Origin of the sequence: Bacillus sp. NPDC094064 (assembly GCF_050279585.1) — a bacterium.
Lineage (GTDB): Bacteria > Bacillota > Bacilli > Bacillales > Bacillaceae_G > Bacillus_A.
In genome coordinates, this window is sequence record NZ_JBNNUI010000008.1 from 78,027 (window position 1) to 100,631 (window position 22,605).

The 22,605-nt window shown below is 31.9% G+C and carries 14 protein-coding genes and 3 pseudogenes; 3 read left to right on the forward strand and 14 right to left on the reverse strand.

From position 1 onward, the window contains the following. Window positions 1-630 precede the first annotated feature (630 nt). Window positions 631-791: pseudogene (locus tag ACQKNI_RS18630) on the reverse strand (DUF3963 domain-containing protein). A 132-nt stretch (window positions 792-923) separates the two neighbouring features. On the opposite strand from ACQKNI_RS18630, the gene ACQKNI_RS18635 reads away from it, so the two are divergent. After that, a complete protein-coding gene (locus tag ACQKNI_RS18635) occupies window positions 924-1,439 on the forward strand; it encodes a hypothetical protein (RefSeq protein WP_427282597.1) in 516 nt (171 codons plus the stop codon). A 242-nt stretch (window positions 1,440-1,681) separates the two neighbouring features. Here ACQKNI_RS18635 and ACQKNI_RS18640 read toward each other — a convergent pair whose 3' ends face one another. Together ACQKNI_RS18640 and ACQKNI_RS18645 are read right to left on the reverse strand one after the other, a co-directional pair. Further along, window positions 1,682-3,019, reverse strand: a complete 1,338-nt coding sequence (locus tag ACQKNI_RS18640; protein WP_098882605.1) for an amino acid permease — start codon at window positions 3,017-3,019, stop codon at window positions 1,682-1,684. A 234-nt stretch (window positions 3,020-3,253) separates the two neighbouring features. Beyond that, a complete protein-coding gene (locus tag ACQKNI_RS18645) occupies window positions 3,254-3,424 on the reverse strand; it encodes a hypothetical protein (protein WP_176549296.1) in 171 nt (56 codons plus the stop codon). A 203-nt stretch (window positions 3,425-3,627) separates the two neighbouring features. On the opposite strand from ACQKNI_RS18645, the pseudogene ACQKNI_RS18650 reads away from it, so the two are divergent. After that, window positions 3,628-4,289 (forward strand): annotated as a pseudogene (locus tag ACQKNI_RS18650) (IS6 family transposase). Between the two features lie 152 nt (window positions 4,290-4,441). On the opposite strand, the gene ACQKNI_RS18655 reads toward ACQKNI_RS18650, so the two are convergent. From ACQKNI_RS18655 to ACQKNI_RS18700, 10 genes and pseudogenes are all read right to left on the reverse strand, one after another. Further along, window positions 4,442-5,842 (reverse strand): HBL/NHE enterotoxin family protein, encoded by a 1,401-nt coding sequence (locus tag ACQKNI_RS18655; protein WP_427282598.1) that lies wholly within the window; start codon window positions 5,840-5,842, stop codon window positions 4,442-4,444. A gap of 403 nt (window positions 5,843-6,245) precedes the next feature. After that, a complete protein-coding gene (gene hblB / locus ACQKNI_RS18660) occupies window positions 6,246-7,373 on the reverse strand; it encodes a hemolytic enterotoxin HBL binding subunit HblB (RefSeq protein ID WP_098882607.1) in 1,128 nt (375 codons plus the stop codon). Between the two features lie 36 nt (window positions 7,374-7,409). After that, window positions 7,410-8,630 (reverse strand): HBL/NHE enterotoxin family protein, encoded by a 1,221-nt coding sequence (locus ACQKNI_RS18665; RefSeq protein WP_427282599.1) that lies wholly within the window; start codon window positions 8,628-8,630, stop codon window positions 7,410-7,412. Between the two features lie 68 nt (window positions 8,631-8,698). Beyond that, on the reverse strand, window positions 8,699-10,018 hold the full coding sequence (locus tag ACQKNI_RS18670; RefSeq protein WP_427282600.1) for an HBL/NHE enterotoxin family protein: 1,320 nt from the start codon (window positions 10,016-10,018) through the stop codon (window positions 8,699-8,701). 670 nt (window positions 10,019-10,688) lie between these two features. Continuing rightward, window positions 10,689-13,220 carry a ThiF family adenylyltransferase gene (locus ACQKNI_RS18675; protein ID WP_427282601.1) on the reverse strand — a complete coding sequence of 844 codons (2,532 nt, stop codon included), beginning with the start codon at window positions 13,218-13,220 and terminating at the stop codon, window positions 10,689-10,691. 530 nt (window positions 13,221-13,750) lie between these two features. Then, window positions 13,751-13,996 (reverse strand): annotated as a pseudogene (locus tag ACQKNI_RS18680) (hemolysin); the annotation flags it as partial. 787 nt (window positions 13,997-14,783) lie between these two features. Beyond that, window positions 14,784-14,912 (reverse strand): hypothetical protein, encoded by a 129-nt coding sequence (locus tag ACQKNI_RS18685; RefSeq protein WP_000738191.1) that lies wholly within the window; start codon window positions 14,910-14,912, stop codon window positions 14,784-14,786. Window positions 14,913-14,926: 14 nt separating this feature from the next. Next, window positions 14,927-16,756, reverse strand: coding sequence for an LTA synthase family protein (locus ACQKNI_RS18690; RefSeq protein ID WP_098252207.1), 1,830 nt, complete (start codon window positions 16,754-16,756; stop codon window positions 14,927-14,929). A gap of 38 nt (window positions 16,757-16,794) precedes the next feature. Further along, a complete protein-coding gene (locus tag ACQKNI_RS18695) occupies window positions 16,795-18,003 on the reverse strand; it encodes a glycosyltransferase family 2 protein (RefSeq protein WP_427282603.1) in 1,209 nt (402 codons plus the stop codon). A 362-nt stretch (window positions 18,004-18,365) separates the two neighbouring features. Next, on the reverse strand, window positions 18,366-18,851 hold the full coding sequence (locus ACQKNI_RS18700; RefSeq protein WP_088232751.1) for a hypothetical protein: 486 nt from the start codon (window positions 18,849-18,851) through the stop codon (window positions 18,366-18,368). 620 nt (window positions 18,852-19,471) lie between these two features. Here ACQKNI_RS18700 and ACQKNI_RS18705 point away from each other — a divergent pair. Further along, a complete protein-coding gene (locus ACQKNI_RS18705; RefSeq protein ID WP_427282604.1) occupies window positions 19,472-21,703 on the forward strand; it encodes a toxin Cry1Ac domain D-VI-related protein in 2,232 nt (743 codons plus the stop codon). A gap of 334 nt (window positions 21,704-22,037) precedes the next feature. On the opposite strand, the gene ACQKNI_RS18710 is transcribed toward ACQKNI_RS18705, so the two are convergent. After that, a complete protein-coding gene (locus ACQKNI_RS18710; protein ID WP_098252209.1) occupies window positions 22,038-22,448 on the reverse strand; it encodes a hypothetical protein in 411 nt (136 codons plus the stop codon). Window positions 22,449-22,605 lie beyond the last annotated feature (157 nt).

Below are 22,605 nucleotides of genomic sequence, written 5' to 3' on the forward strand. Positions count from 1 at the left end.
TTTAGTCCGTCTTTAGACATGGGATGCAAGTATCGTTTTTGCGTAGCAAAACATGGTATTCTTTATTCATAGTCATGCAAAAGACGTAAAAACATTTGGGAACCAACAATCTGTACGGTATGGTCACAGTACCGTAGCCCACGAACCTATATGATCTGTTGTGGGAGTGTCAATCTCTACTGTTATTTAACTAATTTTGTATCAAATAGGGCTTGTGATTTTCTTATAATCCTTACCGTTGTTGATTTCTCCATTTTTAACGCTATAAACAGCTTAATGTTGTAAATCTACATTTTCAAAGCGTTCCCCCTGCTTGTAATATCTTCTATAGTTTATCACATTGGCTTCTGGCTAAATACTCAAGAACATGTAGATATTAGCAAGGCTTTTCTTTCATCATGTCTAAGTCTTATAGATTTTTTGCACTGGAACTGAAAATAATGTTCAGTCTTTAAAACAAAAGAGCTTAATTAAACATAGAAATTTCGTTTTTGGGGCAATTTGTTTTGTTAGGTTGATGGGCATGGGGTATCGCTAGCATTTTGGAACCCCCCCACGCTAAGCAAAAATACAATAGGCTGCCTATTTGGACAGCTCATTTACATAATTATCGTTCTCGGAAGTAAGGTTTTAAAAGTAACCTATCCAAAGTGATACTAAAATTACTACTGACAGGGCAAGAAAAAATGTGATATCTCGAATCCATTTTTGTTGTTCAATTTTTCATTGGTAAATGTGCCTACATGAAGGAATAGTAAAGCAAACGTTAAGAGATTATAAAGTTGTTTAATTTACAATAAAGTCCTTTGAAAAATAATAGAGTTGGTTAATTCTTATTGAACTAACAGTGCAGGATAGTTTAATAAAGATGATGATATAATTATGGGGGAGTTTACTTTATTTTATAATTTATGAGGTGGGAAATGGAATCTTTAGAATTAAACAAATCTAAATATATTGTCTCTAATATCAAAGAAATTTTGCATAAAAAGCTTATTCTTGATAAACCGTTAACTAAAGATGAGGTGAAAAAATTAAACCTAGTTAATCCCCCTGTATACGAAAATGAGAAGTATCTCATTCAAGAACGGTGGTTTTATAGTATTAATATCGGAGAATGGGAAGATGTGGGTATTATTATTCAAGGGAATAATGAAAATCCAGATGTGGAGATTATCGAAATGGCAGAAAAAATATTCGATGAACTCCATCTACATATAAGTTGTGCATTAAAATATTTACAGAAATTCTTCCCTAATCAAGAAATGAAGACCTACTATCTATCCACAATATGTTTTGGAAAGATGGTTAATTTTGACGATTATATATTTTCAGGGTTTAGTTTAGCTTTTATTTATGATGGGCACTTTGAGTTTCAGTATAAAGTAAAATTTAAAGACAATGGATGGCCTATTGGTTTTGAAGGTGGGCCACTTTAATAATCATAGATAATGTTTTCTTATTGAACTAACGGGTGTTTTAGTTGAACAAGATTTAAACAACTTTATTATGGGGTACTGCCACATGCCCATCAACTTAAGAAAAATAAAGGCCCCCAAAAAGAAAAAATGAGCCGAACTCTTATGAATAACTGTGAAAAGGTAAAATTTCTGTTATGGGAGGTTTCTGAAAATCTTAGCTTGATGGGCATGCGGCAGCACCCCTTTTTAGGTGAAGATTTTTATTTTGATTCCTTTCTACCAAACAAAATGGATAGGACGGATAAAAGGATAAGAATACTTGCGCATACAATAGAGTTAATTATATTGCCTGCATTGAACAAGAAGAAAATAAAAATAATTGCCAAGGCAGCTGCAGCAAACAAGGTACTGTAAGGAAATAACCACACGCGAAAATACGGCATTTTAGAATACTGTTTACGCAACTTAAATTGTGCCAGGCAAATGCTAGTCCAAATGAGCAAAACAGTAAAGCCCGGGATAGACATCAAATAGCCAAAGACATGCTCTGGTGTAAGGAACGCGAGAAAAGATCCAATTAATAAACCAGTGCAACTGACAAGAACTCCCCAGACAGGAACACCGCGCTTAGTAAGACGCGAGAATAAAGCCGGAGCCTCGTTATTTTGTGCCAGAGAGTACAAAATGCGAGAAGTAGCATACATTCCTGAATTAGCAGCCGACAGCACAGCGGTCAATAAGATGAAGTTCATAATATGTGCTACACCTTGTAATCCGGTTGCAGAGAAAACCTGTACGAAAGGACTGCCTTGCTTTCCTACTTCGTCCCAAGGGATAAGTCCAGTGATGATGAGAATAGGTAATGTGTAAAATAAAACTACTCGGAACATGACCCCTTTTACTACTTTAGGAAGCGTCTGTTCCACGTTTTTCGTTTCTGTTACAGTTAATCCGATTAATTCTGAGCCTCCAAAAGAAAAGACAACTATTAAGAGTGCTGTGAAAATACTTCCCCATCCTTTTGGAAAGAATCCGCCGTGGCTTGTATAGTTTGTGAAATATGCTGCTTCATGATTTGGAATGAAGCCAAATAATAAAGCAAAACCCAGCAAAATAAATAAAACCAGAGTAATAATTTTGACACTTGCAAGCCAAAACTCTATTTCACCGTAAAGTTTGACGCTAATCAAGTTGATAAATAGAAGAAGCACCGTACATGCTAAACTAAGCAGCCATAAGGGAGCGGATGGAATCCAGTATTGTAAAAAGCTACCCCCTGCCAAAACTTCAACAATAATAACTAAAATCCAATCAATCCAGTAGAGCCAACCAACAACAAAGGCGAAACGAGAACCGAAAGCTTTTTGAATCATCCCTTGAATATTTAAACCAGGATAAGCAATAGCCATTTCCGCTATTGCGCTCATAACAATGAGAAGGAGAAACCCTGCAAATAAATAAGAAAAAACGATACCAGGTCCTGCAGCTGAAATCGTATCTGCACTTCCTTTGAAAATTCCTGTCCCAATCATCCCGCCTATCGCCATAAGTCTAATGTGGCGTGGTTGCAGCTCACGCTTCAGGCTTTGTTGTGCCATGTCTAATCCCCCCTTATAATAAGTAATGAAACAAATTTAATATCTTTTTCTCGAAAGTGATTGAGGAACATCACTAACTGCTGCATAGTTCTTCTTAGGCGAACTAATATTTAAACTATACAATAATCTTTTTGATTTGGGCATATAATTTTGAAACGTATTTTCGAGAGAATATGGTGTACAAAGAAAAAAATGATGGCGATTTTTTCATCGCCACCGCTGCATCAGTTTTTTCTATTTAGAACTATTTTTGAGTATTTGAATGTTTTTATCTCTTTCTCCACCATCGGAAAGTTCCTCTGAAAATTCATGGTCTGCTTTCTTTCCTAACAGGCGTTCAGATGACCGAATTGTGCTGGATGGCAAATTATTATTCGGTGCTGCCTGTTCATTCCATTTTCTCATCAAAATCACCTCTTTTTTATTATCGGATTTTTGTCATGATTTTATCCCGCTATTCGTGGGTGGTAAGACCCCTACCTCAAGATTTGGGGTTCTGGTGCAAAAAATCTATAAAACTTGGACATACTGATACTATTACTCTAAAAAGATGTGTGATTGGTATGGAAAAGAATAATTTGTTCAAATAGAAACACTATCAGCCTGATATTATCTTATTAACGGTAAGATGGTACCTACGATACAATCTTAGTTTTCGTGATTTAGTGGAAATGATGGAGGAACGGAGTTTATCTATTTCTCATACAACGATTATGCGTTGGCTCATCAGTATGGTCCTGAATTGGATAAACGGATCCGACTTTATCTCAAACAAACAAATGACACTTGGAGAGTCGATGAAACATATATCAAAGTAAAAAATCAATGGATGTACTTGTATCGTGCTGTTGTTTCGAAATGACGCACAATCGATTTTTTCCTAAGCAAAACAAGAGATCAGAAGGCTGCAAAGCGCTTTTTCAAGAAAGCTTTGCAGTCTTCTCATGTTTCAAAGCCTTGTGTTATAACGGTCGACAAGAATCCAGCTTATCCTATAGCAATTGAACAGTTGAAAAAAGAAAAAAACATACCTAACGGTATGCGACTTAGACAACAAAAGTACTTGAATAACATAGTAGAACAAGATTATCGCTTTATAAAGAAACGAATCCGTTCTATGCTAGGGTTCAAATGCTTTGACACAGCTACATCCATTCTTTCTGGAGTAGAAGCCATGCATATGATGAAAAAAGAACAGATTGATTTACGAGATCAGTCTGTTCAGAATCAGAAAGAATTCATCCATCAGTTGTTTGAGCTAACAGCATAAAATACAATTCGGCTCGAAATATATGCGCTATATTCTCTTTTATTTTACCTTTGCACCAGAATTCTCTGAATCAGCTTTTCCACTTAACTTAGTACCTAGTTTAGTGTATCATCTCCAATTGCTGCATAATTTTTCTGTCTAACTTTTCGGGTTTAGTTCATTATATTTTCTATTTTGTCTTTATATACAACATATTCTTTCCCATCTACAGCTGCTACCACAGCAAATTCATCTTTTGGATTGAATGAAAGCCAGTCAGCCCACATATTTGTATTTGGTCCTCCACTCCACATATCATGAACAGTGTTTTTAGTTAAATTCATAACTTTATAAGACGCATTCGGTGCATTTATTCCAGTCTTTATTTCAAATGTATATGCGTTATGAATTTTTTTATAAAAGTAGAAAACGTTTGATGGACGAAGCTGATTTATAAAATCCTGTTCTTTTTTCTCTGCAATTTTTATCCCTTCTTGTAATGTGACAACATCTGTTCTTAATGTTTTCCAACTGTCTTTCGCTGCATTCAAGTTAGGGATTAAGAATTTATATCTATTTTGATCAGCTTTTTGATCAGCTTTATCAATATGTCCCAGTACGCCCGTATATTGAGAGTCTAAATCATCCCATTGCGTGGACATATAAGTAAGAGCAGTAATAGCATTATCAATCGCACTATGCATATCACTAATATTATGAAACGCAACTCCAACCACACGATTTAATGTTATTTTGTAATCTACATTCTGACGTAATTTTGCTAATTCCGGCTCTAGCCAGCCTAATTTACCTCTTGCATCACCTATCATTATACCACCAGCAATCAATGTAGGAAGAAAGGGGATTTTCACCATGTCCAATCCCTTAGATTCTATATCTTTTTGATAGTTTACTTCCCCTAAAAGATCCTCTAGTCGCTTTTGATCATCCTCCACCGCAGCTCCTTGGCTTTTTAAAATAGACTGCAAGAGATCTTTATTACTTCCAAATGCTCTAACATCTTGTCCAATATTTCCATTTAAATTAGTTAATTCTTCTATTAATGCTTTTGCAGACTTTTGATTTTGTTGAATTTCCCCCCGCAAATCTGTAATCCCTTTTTTTAAAGTATCTCCATTCCCAGTATTGATCGCCTCTACTAATGTTTCATAATGATTTTCAAATTTTTTATCATATTCAATAATGCCTGTCAATGTATCTAAAAGCTGTTTTTTTACTTGCGTATTCCATGTAACTGCATGTGCTCTTGCATTCTTTTGATCTTGTACAATTTTACTAGGTAAATCTTCATAGCCATTAATAGTAATTCCTTCAAAACTCACATCAGGATTATTGATTAACAAATAAGAATATTCATTCATAGATTTCAAAAATAAAGCAGCATCTTGCAAAGATCTTTTCATCTGTTCTTCATTTGCTGAAAGAGACATATCTCCATTGTTAGTTTGTTCTATTTCACTTGCAAAAGCTGTTACTGGTGTGCCTGCATAAGTAGTTGTCATAGTTAAAAACGTTGATACAGCGAGTATTTTGTAAGGAATTTTTTTCATCATTTCATATTCCTCCGATATAGGTTTTGATTTTAAGTTCTATCCTTCTTTAAAAACGATGTCTTTCGAAATGAGTTCTACATCTTTAATGAGTATCATTCTAACTTTCTTTAACAGCCTTTAAATCATCAAGTATTAAAGAGGATTTATGTTGTTACATAGAATCGATATTATCAAGCAAATCTTTATAATCTGCCCCAATTAATCGGTTCTATTGCAAAGTTAAAAAAAACAAGTAAAACGGCACGGCTATTTGGATGAAACTTATGTATGTGAAAGGCGAAGTCTTTAATAAGACTCCGCCTTTCTGGTATATAAGGATTTATTAATTGTTGGATTACTGTTTAACAGTGTAATCATAGACTCTCTATGCTTTGGGTCACTTTACAATAGTATTAATATTCCCCTATTTTTGCAGGGTAACAGGTTCCACTTTTAATTCTTTTATCCCTTCTTTTAATGTGACAGCATCTGTTCGTAATGTTTTCCAACTGTCTTTAGCTGCATTCAAGTTAGGTTTTAAGAATTTAAATTTATTTTGATCCGCTTTTTGAGCTGCATTTTCAATATGCCCCAGTACTCCCGAATATTGAGAATCTAAATCATGCCATTGCGTGGACATATAAGTAAGTTCATTTATAGCATCGTCAAGCGCCGAATGCATCTCACTAATATTCTTATACGCAACTTTAACAACACGATTTAATGTTACTTTATAATCTACTGTCTGACGTAATTCTGCTAATAAAGGCTCTAACTGACCTAAATTATCTCTTGCTACACCTACTATGATACCGCCGATTATCGGTAGGCCCAAAATGGCACCCTTCATTACATTAAACCCATCAGATTCTAATTGTTTATAATAGTTTACTGATCCTAAAACTTCATCTAGACGCTTTTGATCGGCCTCAATATCTGCACCTTGGTTTCTTAAAATCGAATCCAAGAGATCTTTATTACTTCCAAATGCTCTAACATCTTGTCCAATAGAGTCTCTTAATTTAGTTAATTCTACTATTAATTGTTGTGCATACTTTTGGTTTTGTTGAATTTCACTTCGTAAATCTGTAATCCCTTCTTTTAAAGTATCTCCATCCCCTGTATCAATCGCCTCTACTATTGTTTCATAATAGTTATCAAATTTTGTATCGTATTCGACAATGCCAGTCAACGTATCTAAAAGCTGTCTTTTCACTTGCGTATCCCATGTAACAGCATGTGCTCTTGCATTCTTTTGATCTTGTACAATTCTACCAGGTAAATCCACATATCCATTAATAGTAATTCCTTCAAAGTTAACATCTGGATTTTTAATTAACATATAAGAATAGGCATTCATAGATTTTGCAAATAACCCAGCCTTTTTCAAGGTTTCTTTCATCTTTACTTCATTTGCTGAAAGAGACATATCTCCATTGTTGGTTTGTTCAATTCCACTTGCAAAAGCTGCTACTGGTGAGACTACAGAAGTTGTTGTCAAAGTTAAAAACGTCGATACCGCGAGTAGTTTGTAAGGGATTTTTTTGATCATTTCATATTCCTCCTATATAGACTTTGGTTTTTAGTTCTATTCTTGTTTAAAAGCGATGTCTTTCGAAATGAACTCTGCATCTTTATGAATATCATTCCAACTTTGTTTAGCAGCCTTTAAATCATCAGGTATTAAAGAAAGTTTATGTTCTTGCATTTGGTCGATATTATCATATAAATCTTTATAATTGGCTCCCATTGTATTCCATTGTTTTTGAATATTTGTTAGAGACATTATCGCTTGATCCACTGTCTGATATAGATATGTCAAAGTATCTTTTGTGCTAGTAAGCGAAATAACTGCTTGGTTAGCAAGATCGGCTTTCATACTTAATTGTCCGATTTTGTTAGAAATTTCGTTATAAGAGTTCATATGATTAGACGCTGTGACACCAGCTGCTGTTCCTAAACCGATACCAGCTGCACCGAGAGCCGTAAGGCCACCGACAACAACCGGTGTTGCTGTACCGCCAGTCACAACAATTACTACCGCTCCTCCAATAGCTGCAATAACTAAAATTGCTGCTCCCAATCCACCACCAATTGACCATGCTAATACATTGTCAAAATGTTCTTTCTGAGTAGCACTTAGTTTCTCAATTTCAGCCTGAAGTTGTGGAATCAGTGCTTGTTTTCCCGCTAATATTGCGGTTAAGCCACCTTTCCCATCTGGACCACCAACATTATTTTTAAAATCTGTAGTATTTGTGTACAGTTTTGTTTTGAAGGCTTCTAGCATCTTAATTACTTCTGTAACTTCTTTTGAATTTGTATCAATTGTAGTAATTAAATCATTTATGCCCTCTTTTAGACCTGCCTTATCTTTCTTTTGTACAGTATCTACTAATGTATCGTAATAATTTTTAAATTGTTCATCATAATTTACAATATTACGTGCTGTTTTTTGAATCTTCGGCTTTGCTGTATCTAACCAATAATTCGCATTGATTCGAGACAGTTCCTGATTAAGGTGAATATTTTTAATTAATTCTCCACCTTCTGGACCTAAATCAATATTGGATAAATTTACATTCGGTTGTTTAATCATCGTTTTTGCGTATAAATCCATTACAAGAATATGAGATCCTGTTTCAGCCAATGCTTTCTTCAGCCCTTCAGGCCCTAACTCATAATTCCCTACTTTTTGCTCTTGAGCGGTTTGTTCCTGTGCAAGTACATGAATAGTGTTACCGTTAGTGGCAGTAATAACTGTTGCTAGAGTGGCTACAGTCAACACTTTTAATGGAAGTTTTTTCATAAACCTTCTCCTTCTCAGTTTTTGATAGATTCTTATACTCTTTATATTGTTTTTAAAAATTCGTAATTTTAAAACTTATTAACTTGTTCTTCAAGGTAACTTGTTGCATTTTTTAATTGTCTTAATGTATCTTTTTGAGATTGCTGATCACTTGTATCAACATTAGTAGACAATTTTGTAATATTATTTTTAATTAGATTCATATCTTCTTTATAGCGATTTAATAGGTCAAGTTCTACATCTACTTGATTTGCAAATGTATGTAAATCATTTTGCATAATAAGAAGCATAGACTTTTGTAAATCTGCTACTGTTAGGCTCTTTGTTAAATCATAAAATTTTTGGTTTTGTTTCTCTAAATCATCTAAATGTGCTCGTTGCTCTGTTGTTAGTTTATTTACTTCAGCGAAGGCACTATAAGTTTTTTTAATTTTTTCAGAGTCAATAACCTTCGTAAGGTCATACTCTTTTGTCTTTGTAATTGCAGCTGCAGCTATTTCAGCTTGTTTGCTTTTCTCAATTGCTTCACGGGCTTCTTTTTTCGCAGCTTCAATCTCTAGAGCAGATTTTCCTTTTTCTTTCGCTTCTTTCTCTGCTTTTTTCTCTGCTTCTAAAATAGAGCTGTTAATTTCTTTTCCTTTGTTATACGCTGCCACCGCTGTTTGAGCAGCCGGTTCAATGATATCTTTTGAAAGACTATAAATTTCTTGGAATATCTTAAATCCTTGTTCATTTAAAGCTCCTGGTAACAGTGCTATTTGTTGTAAATCACTTTGAATTGATTTTTGAGTATTTAGCAATTCATTTTTTAGCTGGTCTATTTTCCCCGTTCCCTCTGAACTTAGTACACCCTGTGCTTTTGTCACGTCTGTATCGAGATATTTAAGCTTTTTATCAATCTGTAATTTAAGATCTGTTAATTCATTAATCTGACGTTGTAAACTTTCTTGGTTTATCGTAGCTTTATCTTGAAGAACTTCAAGTCTATCCAAGAACCCTTCTTTATCTTCTTTATTGTCTACAAACTGTTTTAATGTTGGATAATAGCTATTGAATTGGGTTACAAATCCTTTACTTTTTGAATTTAATAGAATTAATTTGGGATAAAGTTCTGATGACCATTCGTTCATATCTTGTTTGATCAGGGATTGGTTCGTATTTAAAGATGGAACTTCCTCTAGCTGTACATTAGGACTCATTAAAGCTTTATCTATATATGTTTGGATTAATTTAGATTGTGCACCTAATTTTCGTAAGGATGAGGAAATATCCATATTTTCCTGTTGTGTTTCTGCCTGGACGATTGGCGTTGCGAGAGTATTTATAGGAATATTCGCCCCACTAACAATGGATGTTATTAAAAAACCTGTAAGTATTTTATTTTTCATTCAGTACACCTCTTCACTATTGTCTTTTTACAATTTTATTCATACAACTTGAACGACCTAGCGCTAGGATCACTCCTTGCACACAAGTGAGTCAGGAGAATTTTTTCGGATAGAGTGATAAATTCTATTTATTATTTACTTCTTATAGAATGTAAGGACCTTACTTCCCCCTCATTTAAACACTCTGTTTTTCATAAGTAAACAGTAAAATTCCGTCATAAAGATTCGAAAATTCAGATATTTTTTTGTTTACATAAAAAAATATTATATTTAAAAAAATTAAATACTATTAATTATTTCATTAAGTGAAGTAATTATATCAGTGTAATTAAACCTAAAATATAGTGATTCCCATTTATTTATATTAATTTTTTGTTATTAAATGTTTTTAATATAATTTAAAAGCACTTCAGCTATACATTCCCTTTATTTGTAAAATGTAAAATTACATATTTCTTCACATCAAAAAACCAACACATAACAACAAAAAGCCAACACATAACAACATTTCTAAAAACATTTTGTTATGTGTTGGTTTTTATTATAAGTTATATAACGTAATATAAACATTTAATAAAATATGGTTTAATATCATTCTAAAAAACATTAAAATTGATACAAATTTGAATACATTAATGATTACAGCGAGTATCGCATGTACTCTCTATTTTTAGTCTGAACACACTCCCTCTTCTAACATAACAGACTGAAGTCTATATAATTGTTGTAATAATTCATCCATAGCTTGCTCCATAAATTCCCCGTATGATAGCTCTTTTGACATATAATTCAAAAAATCTTCTGTACGATATATCCCATTAAATAACGCTTCTTGTATTTGAATATCTTTTGGGATAGTTGAGTTTTCTTCACGACATAATCTAACTGAAAGTAAGTATGCAATTGGTGGTAAAACGTGATCACCAAATTCAAAGATAAAGGAAGCCTTCAAAAGAGGATTGAAATAGGAGTATGTTTCATTTTGAAATCTTATACCTTCAAAAAAAGGATGCTTATTATACTCTTCTCGTATTTTCAAAAACTCTTTTATTGAGATTTCTCCATACTCCTGTACATGTTTTATTAAACTTTTTTCAAATAAATGGACGCTATATGTAGATAATACAACTTGATGAATTCTTTTCACATACTGTCTTGCGATTTCTTTCCTTATATCTCCTCCTACATCATCATTCCGTAAAATCGCTTGGACACATGTAATCTCAAAATAATATGCCATCACCTCATTTAATAACTGTGTGCTATCGTCAAAAAATGATTCATCATAACTTTTATTAAAATATGCATGCCCTAATTCATGACACAATATAAATAAACTATCTACATCGTCATGATAATTACATAAAATTCTACTTTCTTTTATACTTGGAAAATAATAAGTTTTATTTACTTCCACCTCATTATATATTTGTATGAGATTGTCTTGAAACATCCGTTCAATATAGTTTGTCCATCGATCTTGTCCATGTTTCTTCAAACTTGTTACTATTATTTCTTTCGCCTCATGAATTGGTACTGTTGTTCTTTGTTCTTCATTATATGTTAAGAAATTTGCTTGAACTTCCCCGGATGAATTTGAAAATATAAGTGATAAACTTTTCATTATAAGATCATGAAATTTCTGCTGTAATTTCTCTTCCAACGTAAATAACGTTTCCTCCTTCACGCCAAATACTTCCATATAATAATTTGAACTTTCCATAGCTAAGTATCTTTTCTTACTCTTTATGAAAAACTGAAGAATTTTATTTCCTTTGTTTTTCAAAATATCGTAAATATCTTTTTGAAGCTCTTCCTTCTGGCCAGAATTTTTCAAACTACGCATTATTTCAAAGACTTCAAATATAGAATATATCTCACCATCATAAGGAATTCGAATGCTGCGAATCATCTGTAAGTACCGCTCGTATTCTTCTTCATCCCCATCTAATTCCTCTATATCGTTTATGAATGTAAGAAATTCATTATACGCCTCTTCCAGTTGTAAATGAGACAGTTGATCCATATGAATTAAAATATCAAAAGCTTGGTGCATAGATAGTATTTCAAGTTCCATTACCTTTGGTAGGTTTCGTCCTGCTGCATAATAAACATTAGAAATTTCTTTTATCTGCCTTCTTAATTTATCTGGTTCGAGTGGGATTATTGATTGTAGTGATTGTATAAATGTTTCATATTGAGGCTTAAATGTGTTATTGGTTGTAGTTTGGAAATTTATAAAATCAAAACTATATCCATCTTTTAAATGATGTTTTTCATTTGTTATATCTTCAAATAAGATACGGGTAATAATAAGTGAAACAGCCAAACTTTGAATGATTGTCCCCCTATTTTCGCAAATTACGTTATCTGTATGATAATTGTTAAAGCTATTTTCAAGTATTACATTACCATCATTGTAATTACTTACATTCAGTACTTTTACAAAATCATTATGATATCCCATTAAAAAATACTTCATGTTTTCTTTATCACAGTAATCCATTATATCTTTATGCAGCTGTAATGAGGCTTCATCAAAACTTCCAAAAATATAATTTACCCCGCTCAAGTCTACTTGTAGTAAATCATGAATTGTTTCTATTTTCATATCAAATCCTTGCGTCTTTACATAAGGATCCATTCTATTCAGTTTTTCCTGAATTACATCTATTTTTTTCTTATGAATATCCTCTGTTTGAAATACTGTTTGTGCTCTAATATTTTTACTCTCCACTGTATCAAAATCGATAATAATAATTTCACCAACACCAATTTTAGATAGTGTCATACATAACGTAGCACCAATCGTGCCAGCTCCAATAACAACTACTTTTAGACTTTTCATCTTCTGAACAATTGTATCCGCATATACAGTACGATCATGCACACTAAAATAGTTCGAATTTCTAAAGTTAAATAACTGTTCTTCCGTCTCCTCTTCATATCGTTGCTTATATACAAGATGGTTCTCATTTATAAATTCAATAATATTTTGTAATTCTTGATCTTCCATTCTATTCTTAATCTTCCAAGCATATATGTTTTCTAGGATATTACCTTTAGGGTTTTCTAAAATTTTTAATAACGACCACAATTTCTCAAACTCATCTACTTCGATAACTCGCTCTTCCCCATCATAATAAACAACTTCATTTTTATCAGGATACCCTCTAAAGTTCAGGCTCGTTTTTAATTTCATATTCTTTCTCTCCATTCCATTGAAAAAGAAGGTGTTTACACACCTTCTTCAATTCAAAACTAGCATAATAATAAACAAACACATTGATTATCTCGTTGCGTAGCCTTTTTAATTTTCATTTTCAATTTCATGTAAAGTCCTCCTTTTTCAATATATTGGTAATACAAGGAATATATTAACAATTAACTTTCATAACTTCAATCTCTTTTGTTGTATTCGGAATTTTCAGATGTTGAGAAAACGTTTTCAAATTTCTTAATTATCGTCTGTTTTCATTTTATTTCCTAACTTTATATTACTGGCACAATAGTATTTTATATTTTATCAAGTCAAATATTTCGATTTAAAAAACATCTATTTCCCTCTCAAATAATACTTAAATATGATTCTGGTGCAAAAACCCCAGAACTCTTGTAAGACGCATTGAAGACATAAAAATAGCCAACCTTTCATGGATACTCCATAAAAAGGTGGCTATTTTTGTTGAAAATTCTACATAATTTCAATTTAATGGCTATGCCGATATTCTCCTATTTTTGTGGAGAAACAGTTTCCACTTTTAATTTTTTTATCCCTTCATTTAATGTGAAAGCATCTGTTCTTAATATTTTCTAACTGTCTTTAGCTGCATTCAAGTTAGGTTCTAAGAACTTAAATTTATTTAAATCGGCTTTTTGTGATGCTTTTTTAATATGTTCAAGTACTGTCGAATATTGAAAAACTAAATCATGCCCTTTAGTGGACATATAAGTAAGGGCATTAATAGACGCATCAATTAACGTCAAAAAGGAAGCCATACGCTTATTATTATAGGTATACATAGCAACACTTTTGGAACAAGGAAGTTAGTTCAGCTGTCTTAGGACAAATTCGTTAGCCATCAAAAGCAACGACTAACCGAAAAACCACATTCAAGTAAGATCGTAAAATCCGTTAAGTAATGGATGATTTATTGTATAATATTTATATATTAAATGATGAAATATGGATTAAAAATTTTGTTCATTGGGGCTGTTACTTCTAATTTCTTTTTTATCTTGTCAATGGAATAGTTTTGAGACATGGTATATACCTTGGCTACTTTTTTATGATTTCATTTGATGTTCTTTTCATTGTAATCTTTAAAATATCATGGGGAAGAAAATTAAAGTCAATATTTTAGAGGAGTTATTGTTAATTAAAATATACTTAAATTTAGAAAGAACAGATTGATTTATAAAATCAATCTGTTCAGATGTAAAAAAATGTTCTGGGGCAGAACTTTTTTTACTTAGCCAATAAGAGTACCTAATAAGCCTGATACTAAGTTTAATAGATTTGTAAGCATACTTTTCATCTCCTTTCCTTGAAATCTAATATAATTATATATAATTTCCCGGATTTACTCTATACTATATGCATTATTGCATATAATGTAAAATCTTAAAAAAATTAGGGTGTGTTTTGTTCTAGACAAAATATTTCTTTTAATATACAGGAGATTATTGATTCTGGCTGAAAACGATAAAATGAAAAAAGATGCCCGCAGGCATCTGAAATTTCCCAATGTGAAATTTTTAACATTTATGCTTCTTTAATTTCCTCCTCATATCCAGGAAATAAGAAATTTAATATGTGGGGTGTATCTATAATGCGATAAAATGTAAAGAGAAAAAAACTACTACATAAAATAATAAATATCATTTTCTTCATGACTAATCCTCCATTTAATCTCTTCTTACAGGAAGATTTTTAAGATATTGATCGGACAAATTCAATAATTTTCTTGCTCTCATAAAATCTTCTTTTATTTCGGATTCTAATGGAACCCTCATTCCATTTAAATTTACAGCTTGTCCATCTTCAAATCTTTCACCCGGGATATAACAATACTTCTCATGTATGAAAGTGCCATCTGGGAAAAAGTATCTTTGCGGAATAATGTTGTCCTTAGTATTTAATAAATCTTGTCCAAACATAACTTGTTCCTTCGGCTGAATTCCTAATAAGTTAATAATCGTTGGGAAAATATCAATCTCACTACCTATTTCTTTTATTTCTTTCCCTTCTTTTAATTCTGGATAATGAATAATAAACGGGATACGATACGGGTCAAACTGTCCATTTTTCACATGTGATTCAGGTAAATATTTTTTTGAATTATTGGGTAAAGAATTTGTATCAATAATATGATGATCTCCGTATACGACAAATAACGATTTCTCCCATAATCCCTCACGCTTTAGTTCGTCTATAAAATACCCTAATTCTTTATCCACATAATTAACCGCTTGAATATAATCCCCAAATTCCGTTCCCTCTAACTCTTTTGGTAACGGTAAAGGTTGTTTTTCGCTTGGTATTTTAAAAGGGTGATGGCTGCTTAATGCAATAATATGAGCATAAAATTTCTTACCTTTTTCATCTATTTTCTTTAAAATTGGGAGTGTTTTTTCATATAGCACATGATCACTAGAAGCTAAATCTATCACATCTTTATTCCCAAAATACTTTTGATCATAGAACTTATCAAACCCTAGTGCTCGATATAATTGCTTTCGGTTGTAAAATTCCGAATCATTTGTATGGAATGTATTTGTTACGTAATCATATTGTTTTAATAATCTCGGTAAACTTGGGACTTCACGATTTGCAAAACGATTTGCATTTAATTCATGTTTACCCGGATAGGTTGATGTATTTACACTCCATTCTGCATCAACTGTATTTCCTTTACCTGTTTGTTGAAAAAATGTAGAAAACGATAACGACTGTTCACGTAAGTTATCTAAATTGGGAGTAATTGATTTCCCATTAATTTTTAAGCCCATTACATTTTCTTGTAATGATTCAAGCTGAAGAATAATTAAATTTTTATCTTTTGCAACGCCTTCATATTCAGGGTTCTTCGCTAATTTTTCTTTTTTTATTTCCCTAATCATTTCATTCGTTATTTGTTTATTCTCCATAGAGTAAGCTTTATTCACAGGGAATATACTATTAAAAGGGAATGATAAATTATATGAAAAAATACCCATTTTTTCAGCTTTCTTCTTATCATTTAATATATCTTTTTTATTTAATGTGTATTCAAATGTAGAAATTATAAATATAAAGCAAAGAGAAGCAATTCCTATTGTTTTCTTTGAAAAGCGTATATCTCTATGTTCTTTATTATGTTGAAATGCCATATATATGATAAAAGGTAAAAGGATTATATCTCCAACATAATACAGATCTTTCCAACTTAAGAGAGAGGATATACTATCTGCTAATTTAGTAGTTTGATTTACTAACAATAAAGTGTGATAGGTCGGCATTACACCATAAAATCTATTATATACCACACAAGTAAGCAAAATAATTCCTACTAATATGCTTATCCCAGCGTATAAAATTATTCGTATTTTTTTCGATGCAAAACTTCTGATTAAAAAAAACAAAAATATAATATATAAAGAATCCATTAAAAAACTATTAATATTAAATTGTTCGTATAAGTCTGTATATCCAACAAACAGCTTACATAATATTATTAATAAAAGTAATAAACTCACCTTTTACTCCCCCGGTTACCAATTTTTTATGTTAGTTTTTATGTTAATTCCTCCATCTTTAACATTTTTTCCTTATCCATTACTCGATTATGAGGAGTATGAACCCATACCTTTTGCTTTCTTTTTATAAACCCTAATAATATAATTGGAACCCAAGAAAAGCCAAAAATATAAACAATAGGTGTCCATATTACATTCTTAATCTGTTTTTCTTGTATTAGCGCAATAATTGGTAATAAATAAAAAGATAGCGCTATCATCAACCAAATCCATGGACTTAATACATATGGCATTATATAAGATGGAAGTAATTCATAATATGTTAAACAAAATAATATAATGGAGTTTACTGATAACATTGTTCTCGTTGGCTGAATAAGATAAATACACATATCTAGTGCATTTATATTAAATGTTTGTAGGAAATTTTTAAGAAGTGGTACGGAGTAGCGAACCATACAGTCCATATGTCCTTGCATCCAGCGAACACGTTGTCGAAAAGATACTTTAAAATCTGTCGGTTTTTCATCAAATATTTTTGCTTCATGTGCCCACCCAACAGATTTTCCTTTTGTGAATATGTATTTAGCTGTAAACTCTAAATCTTCCGTTAAACTTTGTGTTCCCCATCCTATTTCCTTTAAGACCTGCATAGAAAAGCACATACCAGTTCCACCAAGTTGAGCTGATAATCCTAACTTTCCTCTACTAAATTGATACAATCGGTTTGTTGACCAATAAGCAATTGCATATGACTTTGAGATCCAATTATCTGTTGGATTCTTTGAATCTAAATACGCTTGAATCACTTCATATTTTTCTGCTACTAACTTATAATTTAATACTTGTAAGAAATTCCGTGACACAATGTTATCTGCATCCAGTATGACAACGGCATCATAGACTTTCTTGTTTTCTTTCTCTAAACAAAATAAATTTTGAAACATCCACTCTAGTCCATAACCCTTTCCTCGTTTTTGAGGATCCTGTCTTTCCCAAGCATTCACTCCAGCTTTCCGAACAATTTGAGCTGTTCCATCCGTGCAATTATCACAAATAACATGAATATCATATTTTTCTTTTGGATAATCCATCTTTTTTAAGCTTTGAATAATTTGTCCAATAACACTCTCTTCATTATGAGCACACACTAATACTGCAAAATGAGTAGATTCTAACTCATTTTCCACTCGGTACATCTTTTTATTTTTAAAAAGGCCTAACAAACTAATCATTACCTGATACAACGAAAGAACCCCTTGGAATTGCGTGAAAAATATTAAAAGCGCCACTACAATAGACAAAACTACCTTCCCACAATATATTAGATAGTCCATATTGGTGAAATGAATTATCGTAAAACCTAAGAATAATACGGATAAACCAATCCATACTCTTTTTTTATTCATGTATATATTCAAACCTTTCCCCCTATAGAGATATCTGTATAAAATTTATCCAAAACACTCTTTCATTATGAATGTAGAGAGTTAAATTTTGATATCTATGTAGGCATTTTTAGTAGTTAATGATACGTTTCAATTTATTAAACCGTTGTTCACCAAAATATTCTGACATATTTACTTTTTATAAGCATGCACTACTTCCATTAATCAATTTTGAACTTTGCTTCTTTGTAGTTTTTTAATTCTTTTTTCGGACTCTTATCTTTATACTGGGCGATTGAAATTGTGTGTTCCCCTTTTTTCAATAGATCACCTTCTAAATTTATAAAAGTTGAAAATATTTTTGTTACTTCTTCTTTTGTAACAAATTTCTGATCGACATATATATAAACCTCTTCCTTCGCTGTTAGACCTTCTAACTCTATTTGAATTTGTGCCAATTCTAATTTAGGATCCACCTTTAAAACTGGAATCCCTCCTTCTTCCTGCTGGTCATTATTTGTAATTAGTTTCATATTAACTTTTCCTGTTTCTTTAGCCTCTTTAGGAAAAGCTACTCTTGGTTCCTCTTTATTTTCTTCTTGTTGTTTTACCTCTTGTTTTGTTTGCTCTTCTTGCTTATTGGAACAACCTGCCCCCATACCTATCAATAAACAACTTATCCCGATTCTAACTACATACTTATTCATAACATTACCTCTTTTCTGTCATTTGAATCTAAATAAACAAATGCTATAATGTATACGTTATCATTAACCTGAAAAACAACGAGCGAAAAAATATACTGTTAAAGCACCTCCTATACATCCTTTTTTTATATTTAATACTATCTTGATAGTGTTAAATATAAAAAATAGTCCTCACAGAGCAATCCTGTAAGGTTTTCATGATATATTTTTCCAAATAACTAAATGCACAATCATTAGGTTATCTCGTTTCCCTCTAAACTTCAACCTTGATTTTTACAAAAATAGAAATTTAAGGTTTATAAAGTGTTCTATTTTAAGAAATCTATATACATGGAAACCTTCATTGTTATAGCCCTTACTGCCTATAAATGTTGTATTATTCCTCTATATTTTTCTCAAAGTTAAATAAATTTATTTCATTCGAATTCCTTCACATACATTTTTTAATTTTTTATAAATTTACCCCTTCATAATTTGCAATTTATTGTTTTTATGAAAAAAAATAGACTTTCATAAGTCTATTTTTTAAAAAATTCAAGTTTGATTTTTTTTTCAAAATGTTATAAAGTTGTTTCCGAATAAAATTTTGACAAAAATATCATTTCAAGGAGGATTATTCCATGCAAGAATCACACAAGAAAAATACTAAGAGAAAGGTAGTCGCATCACTAATATGTTTATCTGTATTAGCAGCCCCGGTTGTATCCGAAGCCTCTGCAGCACAAAACACAGTTTCTAAGATTAGTAGTGAGGAACAAGTTGGTCATATGATTTTACAGGTCACTCCAAGTAACCCGACTCCTATGCCAGGCGAAACAATAACATATCAATACAAACTTACAAATGCAACGAATAAAGTAATTAAAGATGTGTGGGTTGTAGACTGGCATGTTAACATGCTGCAAGAATATTTTGACTTAGGTAATGATAACGCTTTCGGACCTGGAGAAACAATTACACTCTCCAAAAAATATACTGTTCCAAAGGATGTAGAAGAGGGGAAAACTTTTCGAAGCCTAGCTACTGTATACGGTATTGCTGATGGAAAACAAATAAAAATAGCGGGGAAATCATCTATTACCGTAGATGTAGTGAAGCCAGAGATTTCATTAAGAATTTCAACGAATAAAGAAGTTGTAACACCTGGGGAAAAAATAACTTATACTTATAAAATTAAAAATACGGGTAATCGAAACTTAACGAATGTTTGGGGCGCGGATTGGCACCTTGGTATGCATCAGGAATATGCTGATATTGGTGCTGACAATATTTTATCACCTGGAGAAGAAGCAACTGTTCAGAAGGAATTCATTGTCCCAGAAGATGCTGAAGATGAGAAACTTATTTACAGTGTAGCATCTTACTACGGTTATTATGGCGATACAAAAGTCCAACAAGATTCGCGAGTTGGTATTACAGTAAGTCACAATCTTATTACAAAAGCTCAAAAAGCAGTGAATAGCCTATTTGCTGATGAAAGTTACTCCACATTACATGCTCATATTTCTCAAAATGAAATTGATGAAGCTAAAAAAGCAGTAATGCTACTTCCTGATGCAAAACATAAACATCAATTAGATAAAGAAATGGAACAGGCTCAAATTTTACTTAACTTACTAAATGATGCACGTAGCACTGTGCATGGACTCTTTGCAGATGATGCTCACTCCAAACTAGCTGCAGAAACAACTCAACAAGATATTAATACTGCAAAAGAAAATGTTAGCAAACTTCCTAACAACCAAAATAAAATAGATTTATTAAATGAAATTCAAAATGCTCAGCGCCTTCTTAAAGAACAAGAAGTAACAAAATTAAGCAATGCTCAAAAGACTGTGAATGATCTTTTCTTAGACGAAAATCACATCGCATTAAATAATGGACTTAGCGAAAAGGACATCGAGAAAGCACTAGAGAAAGTACAACTTGTATCAAATCAAAAAGACAAAAATACTCTAATGATAGAAATTGAAAAAGCTCAAAATCTATTAAATTCACTAAACGAAACTCGGAAAATTTTGAATAATCTATTTACGGATGATTATCATACAGCACTAAAAGAAACTACTACACAAGCAAATGTTGATACTGCAAAAGAAAATGTTGACCAACTTCCTAGCAACAATGACAAAAAATCTTTACTAAAAGAGATTGAAAAAGCTCAAAATCTACTAAATTCTGCCCAGGCTTTCAAATTGCAAGATGCTCAAAAAGCGATTAACGATTTATTCACGGCCAATGATCATAAAACGTTAAAAGCTGCTATTAAACAGGATGACATTGATGCTGCCAAAGCGAAAGTTGATCAACTAAATAATACTGAAAACAAAACAAATCTATTAAAAGAAATTGAAAAAGCTCAAAACCTTTTCTCTGAACTACAAACTGGTCAAAAGCTCTTAGAATCATTATTTACAGATGGAATTGGATCTCCTGTTAAGGTTGGTATCACGCAATCTGATATTAAAAAAGTACAAGAAGAACTCAAAAAATTACCTGATAGCCCTGGTCGCACAAAATTATTAAGTAGGGTTCCAGTTAACTTCTCTAATATTAGTTGGTATACAAAACAATTCGGAAATAAAAATGTAACTGATACAGCAGAAATCAAAGTTTCAAAAGTTTATAAAAATACAAACCGTGAGCCATTTATTGATTTTAACTTTGCCTATACTTTACAAGGTTCCCAAATTACAGTTTCAAATCGTGATGTTCTTGAGGCATCTATCGCCCCAGAATATGCAGACGCAGGTAATTTAAACATGAAAATTCTAAATAGAGGTACTACAAAAGTAACAATTAGTTCTGCTGATGGCTTATACTTTAAAGAGATTACAATAAAAGTTTTATAAAATTCAAGGGATAGTTAGTAAATCTGACTATCCTTTTCTTTTACTTATTCTGTATCTACCATTAGGTTACTTATTGCTTTAAACTATACAGTTAGATTAATCGAAAGTGATGATGAAAAGCAATACATATTTTTAAAAAATAATACAAATTTAGTCGCTTATACAAATAACCTCTAAAATTAGAAAATACAACACTATCAGTATCCTTTTTGTTCCAAATTATAAATGTATATCTAACAAAAATAAACCAGTTACTTTTCAGCAACTGGTTTATTTCTGCTAACTTAATAGTCATGTTCTTCTATAAGAGACTTTCTTACTACCCATATTCATCCTAATAAAACGCATAAAAATTTCCAGATACAGGTCCTTGAGAAAGATTTGTAACTTTCATTACATAGATACCACGTTGAATATTATTAAAATACAACTTTCCTTGCTCTTTTGCATACATGCCTGTCAGTGTTCTTGCAGAAGACTTTCCTAATGGACTAAGTGGAATTAATTCATACATAACTTTTACTTCACTTCCATCTCTTGTGTACTGCATTGCTCCAATTGTCACATCATTTACTGGATGATCAAATAAATATAAATCATTCATTCCAGGCATCCATTTAAATGATCCTCCCTGCTCAAGAGAAAAACTAAAGTTCTCTGATGTTTCTTTAGCAAACACATCATTTCCTCCTATAAGCATAAAAACAAATATAAAACTCATTGCAGCCCCTAAAATCTTTTTCATAGTTACTAATTTCCCCCTTTTAATATTTTGATTCACATAATGGATTCCCTTTCCCAATACGAAACGCCTGTATTCTTTTGGAATGTTAACATTTTATACAAATAATAACTTTTTCTACAATATAGTGAAAATTCTAATATCAACTCTTTCAACACAT